This is a genomic window from Mannheimia granulomatis (genome assembly GCF_011455695.1).
GTDB lineage: Bacteria > Pseudomonadota > Gammaproteobacteria > Enterobacterales > Pasteurellaceae > Mannheimia > Mannheimia granulomatis_A.
Genome location: NZ_CP015030.1, coordinates 2,163,109 through 2,180,430 on the forward strand (window position 1 = coordinate 2,163,109; position 17,322 = coordinate 2,180,430).

Sequence of the window (17,322 nt, forward strand, 5' to 3'; positions counted from 1 at the left end):
ACAAGAGTGCGTTTTATCATTATGTTACCGATAACAATTTAACCTTAGGAGATCCTATGTTACTGTTCATTATGTTTGCAGCCATCGTTTTACTGTTGGTGCTGATTATGAAATTCAAAGTCCACGCGTTTGTAGCATTAATTATTGTGAGTTTGCTCACGGCATTGGCGGCAGGTATTCCTGTCGATAAAATTCTACCAACCTTGCTTGGCGGTTTTGGTAGCACGCTGGCATCGGTGGCGTTGTTGGTCGGTTTAGGGGCAATGATTGGTCGTTTACTCGAAATCACCGGCGGGGCGAAAGTGCTGGCGGATACGCTCATCAACAAATTCGGCAAAGAGAAAGCTCCATTTGCATTAGGTGTTGCATCGTTACTATTCGGTTTTCCGATTTTCTTTGATGCGGGCTTAGTGGTAATGCTGCCGATTATTTTCAGCGTAGCGAAACAGTTTGGTGGCTCAGTACTGCGTTACGCTTTCCCTTCTGCAGGAGCATTTGCGGTAATGCACGCTTTCCTTCCGCCGCACCCCGGCCCGGTGGCTTCGGGCGATTTACTTGGCGTAAATATGGGCTTATTAGTATTAGTGGGTTTAGTTTGTGCAATTCCAACTTGGTACATTGGTACTTATATGTTCAGCCAATTTATCAGCAAACGTGTTCACGTTGATCTGCCAAAAGCGTTCTTAAATGGCTTATCGGCAAACGAAATGGCGGTGCAAAACCCACCAAGTTTCGGCAAGGTGCTTACCGTATTATTACTGCCAATCATCTTAATTTTATTTGATACCGGTTTGAACACGCTCTCTGTTGCCAAAGTGGTGGACGGCAACGCTCTGTGGGTACAAAGTTTGCGTTTAATCGGCAAAACCCCGATTGCCTTATTGATTACCTTGATTGTGGCGATTTTGTTATTGAGAGACACCCGCAGCTTCGACCAAATCGAAAAAATCTGTAACAACGCACTTGGCCCAATCTGCTCGATCGTATTAGTAACCGGTGCCGGCGGTATGTTCGGCGGTGTATTACGTGCCAGCGGTATCGGCGATGTGTTATCTGGCATGATGTCTGATACAGGAATGCCGATTGTAGTGGCTGCCTTTATTATTGCGACGGTCTTCCGTGTGGCACAGGGTTCAGCAACGGTGGCTTTAACCACGACCGCCGCACTGATTGCCCCAACGGTGGCAGCGGCAACCGATTTAAGCCAGTTCGACCTCTGCTTTATCGTGATTTCGATCGCCTCCGGTGCAACCGTGCTTTCCCACGTGAACGACTCCGGTTTCTGGCTAATGAGCCGCTTCCTTGAAATGGACGAGAAAACCACGCTGAAAACGTGGACGATGTTGGAAACTTCCATCGGTGTTACCGGTTTTGTGGTTGCGTTGATTGGCAGTATTTTGCTGTAATCGATGAGCCTCGACAAGCGGTCAAATTTTGCTGCGATTTTGCAAAATTTTGCAGAAAACCGACCGCTTGTCGTATTTATCCCGCCTTAAAACATTAAAGATTGAATCTGTTTTAGATGTTCCCAAAATCTTTCCGCTGCATTATTTAATCGGGTGTCCATTCGGTAAATATAGCCTTTAATCGGAATAACTAAATCATCGTAGTCTAATATCACCACTTTTCTGGTCTGTAATTCTTCAATAATCGAATATTCAGGCAGCCAAGCAATCCCTTGTTGATTTAATACCATATTTTTCAGTAATTCCGACATCGATGAAATAAATTTGGTTTTGGTATTTAATTGATCGTATTGGACTAATTTCCGATTAACTAACCGCCCCATATAGGAATTGGGTGTGTAATTTAATAAGGGGATATTTTTATCTGCCAAGTGAAATAACGGTTCGCCTGTTATATCGGTCGGCGAAATCGGGTAAAGCTTGGATTGTAATATTTCCAAGGCGACAAAGGGCGGCTGCATTAATTTTTCATCGTAAAAAGAGAAAATAAAATCACTTTTGCCTTCAATTAACGTGTTTACGGTTTGATCCACATCAATAGACTCAACTGAATAAATGAAATTTTCCGCAGTTTGCGATAATTGCCGAATGAGCTTAGGCATAATCGAAAGGGAAAGTGAATGCGCCGCAGCAAATTTAATGTTGGGCGAGTTGCAGTTATGCCCTAATAATTCGTCCAAATTATTGCTTAATTGTTGGAGTAGATTGCGAGTTTGAGAATGAAACAGTTTGCCTTGCTCGGTTAATTGCAACGGTATGGCGGAGCGATCAAATAATTTTACGCCAAGTACCTCTTCTAACGCCAAAATTCTGCGGCTAAATGCTGATTGCGATAAATTCCGTTTTTCTGCCGCTTGGGAAAAATGACGACATTCTTCTAATATTAAAAAGTCTTCCAACCATTTTGTTTCGATATTTTTCATCTTGTACCTATGCAATTTTTGCATTCACTTCTTGTTGTATGCATTAAGTTTATCTTCTTATTAATTCTATTTTATTGATTTTAAAGTATTTGTTCTATTGCTAAGTATGCCTGTTGCGTTATTTGCATAACCTTTCGATTTATTGCATTTCTTTTTTGCATAACTTGTTTGTATAAGTCATTTCCATTCAACCACTTTTAGAGAGAACAATATGGCAAAAAATGTTATAGGCATCTTAGGCGGAATGGGGCCTGCGGCAACGGCGGATATGTTTCGGAAATTTATCCAACTGACACCGGCACATTGCGATCAAGAGCATATCCCCCTGTTAATTTCTTCCATTCCCGATATTCCGGACAGAACCCGTTGCATTCTTGGCGGCGGGGAAAGTCCTGCACCGATGATGGAGCAGTATGTTAAGCAGCTCGAAGAGGCTGGGGCAAGCTGCATCGTGATTGCGTGTAACACTGCACACTATTGGTTTGAACAGTTGAAGACCAAAAGCAAGGTAGAGATGCTCAGTATGATTGAGGCAACGGTGAATGAAGTGGTTCAAAGCGGCAAGCAGCGGATTGGGTTATTGGCAACTGATGCCACTCTCGCCACCAAACTCTATAAAAATCGGCTTGAGGCACAAGGGCTGACCTTTATTCGTCCGACTGAGGAGGGGCAGAAAGCGGTAATGGAGAGCATCTATTTATTGAAATCCGGCGAGGTGGAGCAATCTGTTGCATTAATGCTGAAGCAGCGTGATGAGTTAATCCGTCTGGGAGCGGAGAGCATCATTTTAGGTTGTACCGAAGTGCCGATTATTTTGGCAAAAGAGATCGAAAAAGAACCTCATTTATATGTGGATTCCACCTTGGCTCTCGTGCGTGCCGCTATTCATTGGTATCAAACACATTAATCTATAAAGGAAGTGAATTATGATTTATGCAGAAATTTTTGTGGTGCTTGCCGCTATTTTTTTAGGGCTACGCTCCGGCGGATTAGGCATTGGTTTATACGGCGGCTTAGGACTTGCCATTTTGACACTGGGTTTTGGCTTACCGATGGGATCTATTCCTATTGATGTGATGTTGATCATCATGACAGTTGTGCTTGCCGCAGCGGTGTTACAGGCTGTTGGCGGTATGGATCTGTTGGTGCATTATGCCGAAGTGCTGATGCGGAAAAACCCGAAATATATCAACTTTATCGCACCGGCGATTACTTGGTTAATGACGATTATGGCAGGAACCGGTTTTATCGTGTTCTCGACCTTACCGGTGATTGCCGAAGTGGCGAAAGAGAGTGGTATCCGTCCGTCTCGTGCCTTAGCCGGTTCGGTGGTGTCGTCTCAATTAGCAATTGCCGGTTCTCCGCTCAGTGCGGCAATGGCAGCGATGATTGCGGTGATGGAAAACAATAGTGTGACTTTCTTCCAAGTCATTGCAGTTTGCTTACCGGCTTCTTTCATTGCTTCAATGGTTGGGGCGTTTGTTGCATCAAGACAAGGTTGTGAATTAAACGATGATAAAGTTTACTTAGAGCGTTTAAAAGCCGGATTGGTTAGCCCGTCTCAACGTTCAAACAGCACCCTTGCGACCCAAAAAGGTGCAAAACTGTCGATTGCGATTTTCTTATTAGCAACAGTGTTGATTGTACTGTTTGCCGCAGTACCGGGATTAAAACCGGTGTATGAAAGCGGTAAATCAATGAGTACCCGTGACATTATTATCGTAATGATGCTGGCGGCTTCTTGCTTGATGATGTTAGTGGGTAAAATCAAACCTGATGCGATTATCACCGGCTCAATTTTCCGCTCCGGTATGACCTCAATTGCGGTCATCATCGGTATCGTTACACTGGGTATGACCTTTGTCGATGCCCACTTACCGGCGATTAAAGGCTCTATAGGCGAGATCCTCAGTGCTTACCCAATGCTGTTAGCCGTAGTGTTATTCTTCACCTGTGCATTGCTTTATTCACAAGGCTCAACCTCTGCGTTGATTATTCCGCTTGCGGTGAGCTTAGGTGTGCCGAACTGGGCAATTCTTGCCTCCTTTGTGGCGATTACCGGTATCTTTATTTTACCGACCTACCCAACCTCCCTTGCGGCAATGGAGCTGGATACCACCGGTTCAACCCGTGCCGGCAAATATGTGCTTGATCACCCATTTATGCTGCCTGCACTCTTTGGCGTATTAGCCGGTCTGGCGTTCGGCTTTGCGTGGGCGCCGATGATTGTTTCTTAACTATAAGCATTAGGCAATTAACATTATAAACCCATAATAAAGAGTAAAATGTGCTTGCACCTTAGGAAGAGTATTTCTCTAAGGTGCATTTGTTCTTTACTGTGAAAAGTTATTTGTAGCCCTTTTCTCTTTAATTAAATTAGATTATAGTCAATTCTGTTCTCTTTTTAGCCATTTAAATGAGGGTGATTATGTCATATAGCAAATTTTCTCTACTTATCTTTAAAGCTTATCTCAATGGTAATTTTGTATCGAGCCAATGTGGTAAAACCTTTGCGGTATATAATCCGACAAACGGTGAGAAGATTGGTGATGTAGCGGATTTAGGGGTAGAAGAGGTGAGTTATGCGATTGAGCAAGCCTTTCTTGCGCAGAAAAAGTGGCAAGCACTACTTCCTAAAGAGCGTGCAATCATTTTACGCAAATGGTTTGATCTGATTATGCAAAACCAAGAAGAACTGTCCCAAATTTTAAGCCTAGAACAGGGTAAACCGCTTGCAGAAAGTCGGGGTGAAATTGCTTATGGAGCAAGTTTTATTGAATGGTTTGCTGAGGAAGGAAAACGGATTTGTGGTGACGTGCTACCACAAGATAAAGCTGGGCGACGTTTGTTTGTGACTAAACAACCTATCGGTGTGGTAGCGGCGGTTACCCCGTGGAATTTCCCGAATGCAATGATTACCCGCAAAGCAGCTCCTGCTTTGGCAGCCGGTTGCGCAATTGTAATCAAGCCAGCGGCAGAAACACCACTTTCTGCATTGGCATTGGCTAAGTTGGCAGAGCAAGCAGGTATTCCAAAAGGTGTGTTTAATGTGGTTACCAGTAGTGATACCGAGGCAGTTGGACGAGAGCTGAGTACCAATCCTGCCGTGCGTAAACTCACTTTCACAGGCTCGACCCGTGTCGGCAAAATTTTGATGCAACAAGCAGCCAGCACAGTAAAAAAATTGGCATTGGAATTGGGGGGTAATGCGCCAGCGATTGTGTTTGATGATGCCGATCTAGACACCGCAGTGGAAGGCGTGTTTGCCTCCAAATTCCGCAATGCAGGGCAAACCTGCGTGTGTGCTAACCGCATTTATGTACAAGCGGGTATTTATGAGCAATTTCTTGCAAAATTCAAACAGAAAGTGGAAGCCATAAAACTCGGCTCGCCGTTTGATGAGGGCGTCACCATGGGCGCACTCATCAGTGAAAAAGCAGTCGAGAAAGTGGAACAACATATTCAAAACGCCCTTTCACTGGGTGCAGAATTGGTTTTGGGCGGTAAACGTCACGAATTAGGTGGCACTTTTTTCCAACCGACGATTTTAACCCACGTTACCCAAGCTATGCAGGTTGCCAAAGAAGAGACCTTTGCTCCGCTTGCTCCTATCTTCAAATTTGAGACTGAAGAACAGGTGATTGAATGGGCAAATGATACCGAATTTGGGCTGGCAGCTTACTTGTTTAGTGAGAATAACTCTCGTATTTGGCGGGTTTCTGAACAGCTGGAATATGGTATCGTCGGCATTAATGAAGGCATTATCAGCAATGAGATTGCACCGTTTGGTGGTGTGAAAGAGTCCGGTATCGGTCGAGAAGGCTCAAAATATGGGATTGAAGAGTTTTTAGAGATGAAATATCTCTGTATGAAAATCTAAAAAATGAAGGTGCGTTTACACGCACCTTATTAGTCTTTACTCAAACTTCGCTTTATAGGCTTCACTATTGACCCACAAGTGGTCTTTCTCCCAAGTGAATTTCCATTGGCGCACCGGCCCTGCCATCACATTCAGGTAATAGTTGTTGTAACCGGCAATGGTTGCAACCGGGTGGTAGCCACGTGGCACTTTTACCACATCTTTATCGTACACTGCCATACACTCATCTAGGCTGCGGTCATCAGTGTAAACCCGTTGCATTGCAAACCCTTGCGGTGGGTCGAATCGGTGGTAGTAACTCTCTTCTAAATAGGTTTCATTTGGCGAATCTTTCTCATCGTGTTTATGGCTTGGGTAGGAGCTGGTGTTACCTTCATCTGTGAACACTTCGACCACCAATAAACTGTCTGCCGGTTCGGTTTCAGGCAGAATGTTGTGGACTAAGCGTTGGTTGTTGCCAAAACCGCGTTTTTCTACGCCGATGTCGTTTGGTGTAATCAAACGCACAGGGTGATTGCCAAATCCGGGGGCTTTGCAAACGGCAAGCTCTAATTGACCGCTTGTAACTACCTTTACCTGCTTGTGTGGCGGAATATAGACCGCATACGGTGGGATTTTTTCAAACGGGCTGGCTCGGTTACCGATGTTTTCAAAGGCATACTCATCCACATAAACCGAACCTTTACCGGCAACAAACACCAAGCAGAGTTCGTTTTCGCTGCTTTCTAAGGTAAGGGATTGATTGTCTAGCTCATAGGCTGCAAAGCTAACGTATTCCCAGTTGGCGTTTTGAGGGGTAATGTCTTGAATTTGCCCGTTCTCAGGGGATCTACTGTATTTTGAAAGTAAAAAACTCATCGTGTTTCTTCTCCATCGTGGTGAAATGACAAGCTTACTATACCGAAATGATCGTTTTTTGGGTATTGGCAATCTTCAAACTTGTTAGCGAGATCACAAAAATGAAATAAATTTTTCATTTTTGTTCTATTTGTATTGATATTTTTCATTTTTAGCGGTAGTTTATCGGTTGTCCTTCTTCTCTATAAACCTCAAATAAGGAGCTTTAAATGAGCCAATTTGTGAAAAATTTTATCAATGGTGTTGTGGTCGAAAGCCAAAGCCAACGTGTTACTTCCGTATTTAACCCTGCAACAGGCGAAGAAACCAAAAAAGTGAAACTCAGCACGCCGGCAGAAGTGGATGCGGCAATTGCAGCAGCAGATACGGCATTCAAAAGCTGGTCGCAACAATCGCCATTACGTCGCGCGCGCGTGTTATTCAAATTCAAAGAATTACTAGAAGCTAACTTTGATGAATTAGCGCGTTTAATCAGCTCCGAGCACGGCAAAATCTACTCCGATGCGATTGGTGAATTAACCCGTGGTTTAGAAGTGGTGGAGTTTGCAACAGGCATTCCACACTTGCAAAAAGGTGAGTTTTCAGCGAATGCCGGGCGTGGTATCGACATTCACTCAATCCAACAACCATTAGGGGTTGTGGCAGGCATTACGCCGTTCAACTTCCCTGCAATGGTGCCGATGTGGATGTTCCCGGTGGCAATTGCCTGCGGTAATACCTTCGTGTTGAAACCGTCTGAAAAAGATCCAAGTGTGTCTATTCGCTTAGCCGAATTATTAAAAGAAGCCGGTTTGCCGGACGGTGTGTTCAACGTAGTCCAAGGGGATAAAGAAGCCGTAGATATTCTCTTAACCGACCCTCGCATTCAAGCGGTGAGTTTTGTTGGCTCAACCCCGATCGCACACTATATTTATGAGAAAGGCTCAGCAAGCGGCAAACGTGTTCAAGCCTTGGGTGGTGCGAAAAACCATGCCTTGATTATGCCGGATGCCGATGTACAAGGCACGGTCAACGCCTTACTTGGAGCGGCATTCGGTGCAGCGGGTGAGCGTTGTATGGCGTTGTCAGTTGCTGTGATCGTAGGTGATGAGCTTGCAGATAAAATCGTTGAAGAACTTATTCCAAAAGTGAAAGCACTGAAAATCGGCGCAGGCATACTGCCGGAAGGTACGCCGGAAAATGATATGGGACCGGTCATTTCGAAAGAGCATAAAGCGAAAATCGAAAGTTACATCGACCAAGGTGTGGCACAAGGGGCGAAACTCTGTGTGGACGGACGTGGTTACAAAGTGGCAGGCAATGAGAACGGCTATTTCGTAGGCGGTACGTTGTTTGATAATGTGACGCCTGAAATGACCATTTGGCAAGATGAAATCTTCGGGCCGGTGTTGTCGGTCGTTCGTGTGAAAGATTATACCGAAGGGATTGCGTTAATCAACAGCCACCGATACGGTAACGGTAGTGCGATTTTCACGGCAGATGGTGACTCAGCACGCCAATTTACCCAAGACGTGCAAGCCGGTATGGTGGGCGTGAACATTCCAATTCCGGTGCCGATGGCGTTCCACTGCTTCGGTGGTTGGAAGGCCTCGATCTTCGGGCCACTCAATGTCTATGGCACTGACGGTGTGCGTTTCTACACCCGTATGAAAACCATCACAACCCGTTGGCCGGACAGTGCGGTTCGTAGCCAAGCGGCATTTAATTTCCCAACATTATAATAAAACTGAGTACATTTCCTTTTTTGAGTGTTTAGCGGCGAGCCATCGCCGCTTTTTTGTTTTTTCTAATAAGGGGCAACTTGCTGCACCATTCAGATATGAATTCATGATGCAGTATAGGCGTTAGCCCACTCTACTTATAGAAATTTGTAAAAAAACAGCAAAAATTGACCGCTTGTATCGACTTTTTCCGAAAAAATGTGATCTGTGTAACAAATTTGAAACAAAGATATTGGTTGGTAAAATTTAGAATGATATATTCTTTTTTGAAAAATTTATTTCATAAAATCTTAAAGGTGAAATAAAACTTCATTTTTCTTCGCAGTTTGAAGTAACGTTGGCAATTCGTTGCCGTCAATTTCCATCTATCAAGAGGATCTCTTATGAAAAAGCGTTTTAAATTTGCGTTAAGTGCATTAACCCTAGGTTTGGCAGTAAACAGTTTTGCAAAAGATGAGTTGGTGGTTTTCAGTCTGCCAAACTTGTCCAGCCCGTTTGAAGTACAACTTCAAAAAGTAGCATTGGAAACCGGTAAAAAGCTGGAGGTGAAGCTACAAGTTTTAGACGGTCAAAGCTCTTCCACCAAACAGGCTTCTGATTTGGAAAATGCCATTACGCGTGGTGCAAAAGGCGTAATCATCTCTCCAAATGATGTTAATGCGATTTCAGCTGCTGTTGAAGATATTATCAAAGAAAAAATTCCGGCTGCGACTCTTGACCGTAAAGTAGAGAGCAGCAAGCCTGTTCCACACTTTGGTGCAAATAATTACACCGGCGGTCAGGAAGTGGCGAAAGCGGTGAAAGCAAAATACCCTAACGGTGCGAAAGTGATTCTCTTAACCGGTCAGCCGGGTTCAACCTCTAACATTGAGCGCACCAAAGGGATTCGTGATGAATTAGCCGCTGGTGGCGATAAATACAAAATCATTGTAGACCAAACCGGTAACTGGTTACGTTCTGAAGGTTTACGTATTATCGAAAGTGTGCTGCCAACCTTAAAAGAGAAACCGGAAGTGATCATCTCTGCAAACGACGATATGGCGCTCGGCGCAATTGAAGCATTACGTAGCCAAGGCTTAAAAGCAGGTGAAATTCTGGTAACTGGCTTTGATGCAACTCCGGAAGCATTAGCACGAGTGAAAGACGGCTGGTTATTCTTAACTGCTGACCAACGCCCGGGCTTTGCAGTCAGCACGGCCTTAGAGCAAGTGGTCGGCAACATTCGTGATAAAAAAGAAGTGAGTGGTGCAGACTATCCACCGAAAATTATTCTAAAAGATAACCTGCAAGAAGCGGAACGTTTTGCAGAAGTGAGCGAATAATTTTTTGCCTCCCTGCTGAGGTGGGGAGGTTTTTCTTTCGGAGGTTGTATGTCTACTCCTTTACTTGAAGTCCGAGACTTGAAAAAAAGTTTCTCTGGTGTAATGGCGCTAAACGGCGTTAAACTTACCGTAGGTGCGGGTGAAGTTCACGCATTACTGGGTGAGAATGGTGCGGGTAAATCCACCCTATTAAAAGCCCTTTCCGGCGCACAACCGCAAACCAGCGGTGAGATTATCTTTAATGGCGAAACCTTAAGCTTGGATGATTCACCTTTTGATCGCCAGCTCAAAGGGATTGTGACTATCTATCAAGAATTTAATTTGCTGCCGAATATGACGGTGGCGGAAAACTTTTTCCTCGGGCGCGAGCCAACCAAAGGCTTGTTTGTCAATGAAAAAGCGGTAAACGACGAAGCCCAAATGGTGCTGGATAACCTCGGCTTAAATATCAAACCGGATACTCAAGTTTCTCGTTTAAGTGTTGCACAACAACAGATGGTAGAAATTGCTCGAGCAATGACTTTAAACGCCAAACTGATCATTATGGACGAGCCGTCTGCTGCCCTTAGTGACAAAGAGGTGGAAACCCTTCACCAAATCGTGCGTGATTTAAAAAGCCGTGGTGTCAGTGTGATTTATGTGACCCACCGTTTAAACGAAGTGTTTGCGCTATGTGATCGCTTTACCGTGTTCCAAGACGGACGTTACTCGGGCGAAGGTGAAGTGAAAAATGTGAATGTGGATGACATTATCCGTATGATGGTGGGGCGTGCAGTCGCCTTTACCCGCCGTCCACCGGAAGAAACGCATCATACTCACCGCCCTGTGCGTTTAGCAGTCAAAAATCTACACCGTGAAAAACCGGCACTTGACCCTCACGGTATCGCATTACACGGCGTGTCTTTCAACATTCATGAGGGTGAAGTGTTAGGCATTGCCGGCTTGGTAGGCGCAGGTCGTACCGAAATTGCCCGCTGCTTATTTGGCGTAGAAAAATATACCGCCGATGAAATCAGCTTAGACGGCAAACCATACTCTGCTGTTTCGCCACTAGATGCATTGGAAAAAGGCGTTGCGCTGGTGCCGGAAGATCGTAAAAAAGAGGGCTTGGTACTCGGCTTACCAATCAAAACCAATATGACCCTGCCAATTTTAGGTAAATTGCTGAAAGGTAATTTGTTTGTTGATAACAATAAAGAAGATGATTTAATCGAAACTTACCGCCAAGCTCTACGCATCAAAATGGCAAGTAGTGAGTTGGAAGCTCGTAAGCTTTCCGGCGGTAACCAGCAAAAAGTGATTTTAGCCCGCTGTATGGCGTTAAACCCAAAAGTGTTGATTGTTGATGAGCCAACCCGTGGGATTGATGTCGGCGCCAAATCGGAAGTACACCAAGTGCTGTTCGATATGGCAAAACAGGGTGTAGCCGTGCTGGTTATCTCCTCCGATTTACCTGAAGTTATGGCAATTTCAGACCGTATTATTACCTTATCCGAAGGTCGCGTAACCGGCGAAATTCATGGCGATGAGGCAAGCGAAGAAAAATTAATGTCAATGATGGCAGTCGGCGTTCAGCGTGAACAGGCAGCATAAGAGAGGTTTATATGACAACACAATTTTTAAAAAACCTAGGCATGGTTGATGATAAAGGAAAAATCGATTTTATTGCCTTCTTTGAACGATTTGGCGTACTAATTTTCTTAATTTTACTGATTATTTTCTTTACCTCACAAAATAGTGCTTTCCTGTCTCAACGCAATATCTACAATGTGTTAACCGAAGTCTCTATTTTTGGAATTATGGCGGTGGGGATGACTTTTGTGATTCTCACTGCGGGAATTGACCTCTCTGTCGGCTCAATTTTAGCGGTAACGGCAATGTTCGCTGCCTATATTATCAAAGGCGATAATACTGTGACAGTCGAAGCCGGTGCTTGGGGGGGAATGAGCTGGCTGATTGGATTAGGTATCTGCTTAGGTTTAGGCACATTGATCGGCTGGCTGCACGGATTGGGTGTCACTAAACTTAAATTACCGCCGTTTATTATTACACTTGGCGGTATGACGATTTGGCGTGGAGTTACCTTAGTACTGAACAACGGTTCGCCAATTGCCGGCTTTGATGAGGGCTACCGCTGGTGGGGACGTGGCGATATTTTAGGCGTGCCTGTGCCGGTTGTGATCTTCGCTTTTGTTGCGATCATAGGTTACTTTGCTCTTCACAAAACCCGCTGGGGACGTTATGTCTACTCCGTCGGTGGCAATCCCGAAGCCGCACGTTTAGCCGGTGTGAATATCAATCGAACCTTAGTGAGCGTATATGTTGTAATCGGTGCATTAGCAGGCTTAGCCGGTTTCATTCTCTCCGCCCGTTTAGGCAGTGCGGAATCCGTTGCTGGTGTATCGTTCGAGTTACGTGTGATTGCCTCTGTGGTGATTGGTGGAACCTCACTGATGGGCGGATATGGACGGATTACCGGCACGATCATCGGCTCAATTATTATGGGCGTGTTGATTAATGGCTTAGTGCTGATGGACGTTTCTGCCTACTATCAACAGATTATTATGGGGATCATCATTATCCTCGCCGTTGCCTTTGATACCTATGCGAAGAGCAGACGAGGGGCGATTTAACTGAAACAAGCGGTCTGAATTTGTAAAATTTTTGCAAAAACAGACCGCTTGTTTTGTCAGGTGCACTTGCCAAAGCACCTTTTTTGAGCGGTTGGTGAGCTTGTTGAGCCATAAGCGAAAAGTCATTTCGACAAGCTCAACGATCGAAAGATTTTTCGGTACGTTGGCAAACGTACCCTACGAGGTAGAACACTATGAAAACCGTCAAAATCGGCTTGGTCGGCACAGGTTACATCGGCCGTTGCCACGCCATTGCCTACGCCCAAGCGCCCACACTTTTCCCGCTTAAAGGCAAACTCCAACTCGAATACCTCGCCGAAATTAACCAAGCCCTTGCTGAACAAAAAGCCCAAGAATTTGGCTTTAGTCGCGCAACAGATGACTGGCGTAAGCTGGTTGATGATCCGAATGTTGATGTGGTCGATATCTGCACCCCAAATTTTCTGCACAAAGAAATCGCCCTTGAAGCGATTAAACACGGCAAACACGTCTATTCCGAAAAACCGCTGGCATTGACTGCCGCCGATGCCAAAGAGATGGTTGAAGCCGCACAAAAAGCAGGCGTAAAAACGTTGGTTGGCTTTAATTACATCAAGAACCCCACGACACAACTTGCTCGCCAAATTATCCAAAACGGCGAAATTGGCGAGGTGGTACATTTTTACGGCACTCACAACGAAGACTATCTCGCCAACCCTAACACACCGATTGACTGGCATTGCTACAAAGCCAAAGCCGGGCTAGGAACACTGGGCGATTTAGCTGCGCACATTGTCAGTATGGCTCACTATCTGGTTGGGGAGGAGATTATCAGTGTCGTTGGCGATATGCAAACCGTCATAACCGAACGCCCAAATCCACAAAACTTGGCAGAAAAAATCCCAGTCGAAAATGAAGACCAAGCCACTGCCTTAGTACGTTTTGCCAACGGTGTGATGGGCATGATTGAAAGCTCCCGCATCGCTTGTGGCCGCAAAATGGGGCTAACTTATGTGGTAACCGGCACCAAAGGCACGCTCAGCTATACTCAAGAACGGATGGCGGAATTGAAACTCTATCTGCACGATGATGACAAATCCCGCCAAGGTTTCAAAACTATTCTCGTTGGGCCGGAGCACCCCGACTATGCAGCTTTCTGTGTCAGTGCCGGCCACGGCATCGGTTTTAATGACCAAAAAGCGGTAGAAATTCGCGATCTCGTTAATGGAATCGCTGCCGATGACCGAATGTTCCCCGATTTTGAAGAAGGTTATAAAGTCTCCCGTGTATTGGAAGCGATTGCGAAATCGGCGGAAGAGAAACGGTGGGTGGAGATAAGTGAAATTTAAATAGATGGTATCTTATATCGCATCTTCAAAAGATAAATCCTTATTTAGAGCAGGGGGAATGTCAAAGGTTTAACAGAAAAATGGTCAATGCCAACAAATCGGCACTACCTCCACAACTAATATTTTTGTGAATGCAAGCATTATCAAAAGAGTGCAAATTTTTTAGGTTGAAATCTTCATCATTTAATAGGCGTTTTGCCTCGTTTTGCACCCAGTATAGGGCATTTATGCCACCTCGGTGAACTACATTGGTATCATTATTTTTTGCAATTATTTTCAATAAAATGCGTAACCAAATTTCATCATTTTCAATCTTTTGGTTTGTATATTCAGCTAGGACAGGGTGGATTGTGCCAAAGCCGCTTTCTGCTTCTCCTCTTGCGCCTGTTAAACCATATTCTCGGTAGAGCATTATTCCAGCAGTAAGAGGCTGATTGGCGGAGTAATGCTGTAATTCGGTGGTCAAGCCCTGTGCAAATTGTGCAACAAGCTGACAAATGTTAGTGTGATTTATATCTGTTTTTTGTTCAAATAATCGGCCAATTGCGGTGCAAACTAAGCCAAAGGCAAAAATCGCCCCCTTGTGGGTATTCACGTTGTTTGTCGCTTGAAACATAGCTTTTTCTGCTTGCAGACCAAGCGGTCTGATTTGCGTTAAAATTTGCTTAACGGGAAGGTTTGCAGTAGCAATGCCTTTTAAGACAAATTGAGTGAAGAAGGGACGTAGAGCGACAGCACTGCGTTCAAAGGTTCGCACATTCATATCGTTGTGTGCACCGTTGTTACTACGATCAACTAATCCAGGCTTAGGGGTAAGGTAAACTTCTTTCAATAAAGCTTGATAAACAGATTCAGAAATATTTTCTGCTAAGTAAAATGTTCGGGCGCGTCGTTGTATTTCTGTATAGATTTCATTAAGAGTATGTTTGCGGGATCTCGCACAACTTTTTGCATTCTCTGAACAAATTAAACAAGGACGGGGTGGAATATTAAATTCTGTACGACTGAGTAACTGGCCTCGTGAATCAATCACATCAATATCCCAAAGGCGGGCAAGAGCTGAACTATCTTCTAATTCTATTGTTAATTTTTTTAGCTGTTTTGCATCTATCGGTAAGACAAATAGGGCTTCATGCCCTGTGTTGAATGGGCGAATAAATTCTGCGGTAGGTTGAATATTTAATTGCTGAAAAAGTATAGAGAGGCTGCTTAACGCTTTTTCGAATACATAGTCTAATAAGGCATTTTTCTTGACTTCGCCAACAGCTAACAAGGTCACAGAAAGTAACGTTTGCCCATATTGTTGGAGGCATTGCTGCTGTAATAAGACTCGGTTTTCTCGTGCTTCAAGCAGCTGTTCAAGGGAAACTTTATCTCCGTCCAAAGAGAAGAAACGAATAAATTTGTTGTGCATTTGAGTATTTTGTCTCGGGTTTTTGTTCTAAAGTAAAGTGTATTTAATGCTATTTTGTCGAAAATTGTTCAATAAGCACCGCTTGCATTACGGCAAGTCTAAGAATATTGAGATTAGGCAAATCTGCCTATCGATAGTATTTTTAAATAAATTGAAATACCGAAGAGTTAAAGACTAGTGTATGAGGTTCAAGCCAGAAAAAATCCGCACCTTAAGCTGTTGGTTGAATCCAACATTTGAGGTGCAGATCATTAATAGCTAACTAGCATTATTATTTGACTGCATAAACTGTATCAATTACTGAACCATCACGGTAACGTACCACAGCAACAGGCTGATCGGTTACCTCAATTTCTTTTGGTCTGCCTGTAATACTATATGCTCGTTCACAGAGCTGCTCAATACTGAATAATTCAATATCTGCTTCCGTTAATTTTTCAATTAGATCTGGACGTTTTGGATTGACTGCGACACCGTGATCTGTCACAAGAATATCAATATTTTCACCCGGGGTGACGCAAGTGAGTACATTTTCAACTACACAAGGAATGCGACCACGCACCAATGGCGCTACAATAATGGCAACCTGTGCTGAGGAGGCCGTATCGCAATGCCCGCCTGAAGCGCCGCGAATCACACCATCAGAACCGGTTAAAACATTGACATTAAATTTCGTGTCAATTTCAAGTGCAGATAAAATAACCACATCTAGACGTTCAACAGAAGCGCCTTTTGAACTGAAATTGGCGTATTGGTTTGCTGAGACTTCAATATGATTTGAGTTACGGGCAAGTGATTCTGCTGCATCTTTATCAAAAGATTGTACATCAATTAATTTTTTGATGAGACCTGCTTCATGTAATGCCACCATGGTTGAAGTAATTCCACCTAAACCAAAACTGGCTGTGATATTTTTACGGCGCATTTTATCTTCAAGGAAACGTGTTACTGCAAGTGATGCTCCACCTGTTCCTGTTTGGAATGAAAAACCGTCTTTAAAATAGCCTGAATTGAAGATCACTTCCGCACATTTGCGTGCGATTAATAGTTCTCGTGGGTTGGTGGTCATACGGGTTGCTCCTCCACCGATTTTCTTCGGATCGCCCACTTCATCTACTTGTACGATTAAATCCACACGATCTTGAGTGATACTGGCGGGATTAAGTGGATATTCGCCAAATTCTTCAGTTAATAGTACAACTTTATCGGCATATTCCGCATCGATACGAGCATAACCTAATGAACCACATTTACTTTTACCGCTAAAGCCATTGGCATTACCAAATTTATCACACATTGGCACGCCTAAAAATGCCACGTCAATTTTTAATTCACCGGATTTGACTAAGTGAACACGACCTCCATGGGAGTGGATATGCACAGGTTCTTTTAAGATCCCTTTGGAAATTTCATCTGCTAATTTACCGCGAATTCCTGACGAATAAATTTTGGTTACAACCCCATTTTTAATATGTTCAATAATTGGAAAATGGCTGTCGATTAATGAGCTAGAGGCAAGAGTTAAATTTTTAAAGCCCATCTCAGCAATTTTGTTCATCACCATATTGACCACGAAGTCGCCTGCGCGGAAGGCATGGTGGAACGAAACGGTCATGCCGTCTTTTAATCCTGAGCGGCGAATAGCTTCTTCGAGGCTATTACAAACTTTACGATCTTTTGCCGTACGAATCAGTGATTCTGCTTTTGGTTTAGCTTGGTAAACAGGTTTATTACCATTAAATTTTTCGATACGTTGTTCTCTAGTTGTCATAATGGT

The 17,322-nt window shown here is 44.1% G+C and carries 13 protein-coding genes; 9 read left to right on the forward strand and 4 right to left on the reverse strand.

The window, feature by feature from the left end:
- Positions 1–56 precede the first annotated feature (56 nt).
- Entirely contained in the window at positions 57–1,406 is a 1,350-nt protein-coding gene (locus A4G16_RS10425) for a GntP family permease (protein WP_165889788.1), read from the forward strand.
- Between the two features lie 86 nt (positions 1,407–1,492).
- On the opposite strand, the gene hypT is transcribed toward A4G16_RS10425, so the two are convergent.
- Entirely contained in the window at positions 1,493–2,389 is an 897-nt protein-coding gene (hypT, locus tag A4G16_RS10430; RefSeq protein WP_165889789.1) for a hypochlorite stress DNA-binding transcriptional regulator HypT, read from the reverse strand.
- Between the two features lie 211 nt (positions 2,390–2,600).
- Here hypT and A4G16_RS10435 point away from each other — a divergent pair, with 211 nt between their 5' ends.
- From A4G16_RS10435 to A4G16_RS10445, 3 genes are all read left to right on the forward strand, one after another.
- Complete coding sequence (locus tag A4G16_RS10435; RefSeq protein ID WP_165889790.1) at positions 2,601–3,296, forward strand: aspartate/glutamate racemase family protein; 696 nt, start codon at positions 2,601–2,603, stop codon at positions 3,294–3,296.
- A 19-nt stretch (positions 3,297–3,315) separates the two neighbouring features.
- The gene (locus A4G16_RS10440) at positions 3,316–4,626 is read left to right on the forward strand and encodes an anaerobic C4-dicarboxylate transporter (RefSeq protein ID WP_165889791.1); all 1,311 of its coding nucleotides are present in this window, start codon (positions 3,316–3,318) and stop codon (positions 4,624–4,626) included.
- Between the two features lie 191 nt (positions 4,627–4,817).
- The gene (locus tag A4G16_RS10445) at positions 4,818–6,269 is read left to right on the forward strand and encodes an NAD-dependent succinate-semialdehyde dehydrogenase (RefSeq protein WP_165889792.1); all 1,452 of its coding nucleotides are present in this window, start codon (positions 4,818–4,820) and stop codon (positions 6,267–6,269) included.
- A 36-nt stretch (positions 6,270–6,305) separates the two neighbouring features.
- Here the strand turns inward: A4G16_RS10445 and iolB are convergent, their stop codons facing one another.
- The gene (gene iolB, locus A4G16_RS10450; protein ID WP_165889793.1) at positions 6,306–7,127 is read right to left on the reverse strand and encodes a 5-deoxy-glucuronate isomerase; all 822 of its coding nucleotides are present in this window, start codon (positions 7,125–7,127) and stop codon (positions 6,306–6,308) included.
- A 209-nt stretch (positions 7,128–7,336) separates the two neighbouring features.
- On the opposite strand from iolB, the gene A4G16_RS10455 reads away from it, so the two are divergent.
- From A4G16_RS10455 to A4G16_RS10475, 5 genes are all read left to right on the forward strand, one after another.
- Positions 7,337–8,848, forward strand: coding sequence for a CoA-acylating methylmalonate-semialdehyde dehydrogenase (locus tag A4G16_RS10455; RefSeq protein WP_165889794.1), 1,512 nt, complete (start codon positions 7,337–7,339; stop codon positions 8,846–8,848).
- A gap of 383 nt (positions 8,849–9,231) precedes the next feature.
- Entirely contained in the window at positions 9,232–10,170 is a 939-nt protein-coding gene (locus tag A4G16_RS10460; protein WP_165889795.1) for a sugar ABC transporter substrate-binding protein, read from the forward strand.
- A gap of 48 nt (positions 10,171–10,218) precedes the next feature.
- Positions 10,219–11,763 carry a sugar ABC transporter ATP-binding protein gene (locus A4G16_RS10465; RefSeq protein WP_165889796.1) on the forward strand — a complete coding sequence of 515 codons (1,545 nt, stop codon included), beginning with the start codon at positions 10,219–10,221 and terminating at the stop codon, positions 11,761–11,763.
- Between the two features lie 11 nt (positions 11,764–11,774).
- Positions 11,775–12,803, forward strand: a complete 1,029-nt coding sequence (locus tag A4G16_RS10470; protein ID WP_165889797.1) for an ABC transporter permease — start codon at positions 11,775–11,777, stop codon at positions 12,801–12,803.
- Positions 12,804–12,997: 194 nt separating this feature from the next.
- A complete protein-coding gene (locus tag A4G16_RS10475) occupies positions 12,998–14,131 on the forward strand; it encodes a Gfo/Idh/MocA family protein (protein WP_165889798.1) in 1,134 nt (377 codons plus the stop codon).
- A 61-nt stretch (positions 14,132–14,192) separates the two neighbouring features.
- Here A4G16_RS10475 and citG read toward each other — a convergent pair whose 3' ends face one another.
- Together citG and citF are read right to left on the reverse strand one after the other, a co-directional pair.
- Positions 14,193–15,545 carry a triphosphoribosyl-dephospho-CoA synthase CitG gene (citG, locus tag A4G16_RS10480; protein WP_165889799.1) on the reverse strand — a complete coding sequence of 451 codons (1,353 nt, stop codon included), beginning with the start codon at positions 15,543–15,545 and terminating at the stop codon, positions 14,193–14,195.
- 271 nt (positions 15,546–15,816) lie between these two features.
- Positions 15,817–17,316 carry a citrate lyase subunit alpha gene (gene citF, locus A4G16_RS10485; protein ID WP_165889800.1) on the reverse strand — a complete coding sequence of 500 codons (1,500 nt, stop codon included), beginning with the start codon at positions 17,314–17,316 and terminating at the stop codon, positions 15,817–15,819.
- Between the last annotated feature and the right edge of the window lie 6 nt (positions 17,317–17,322).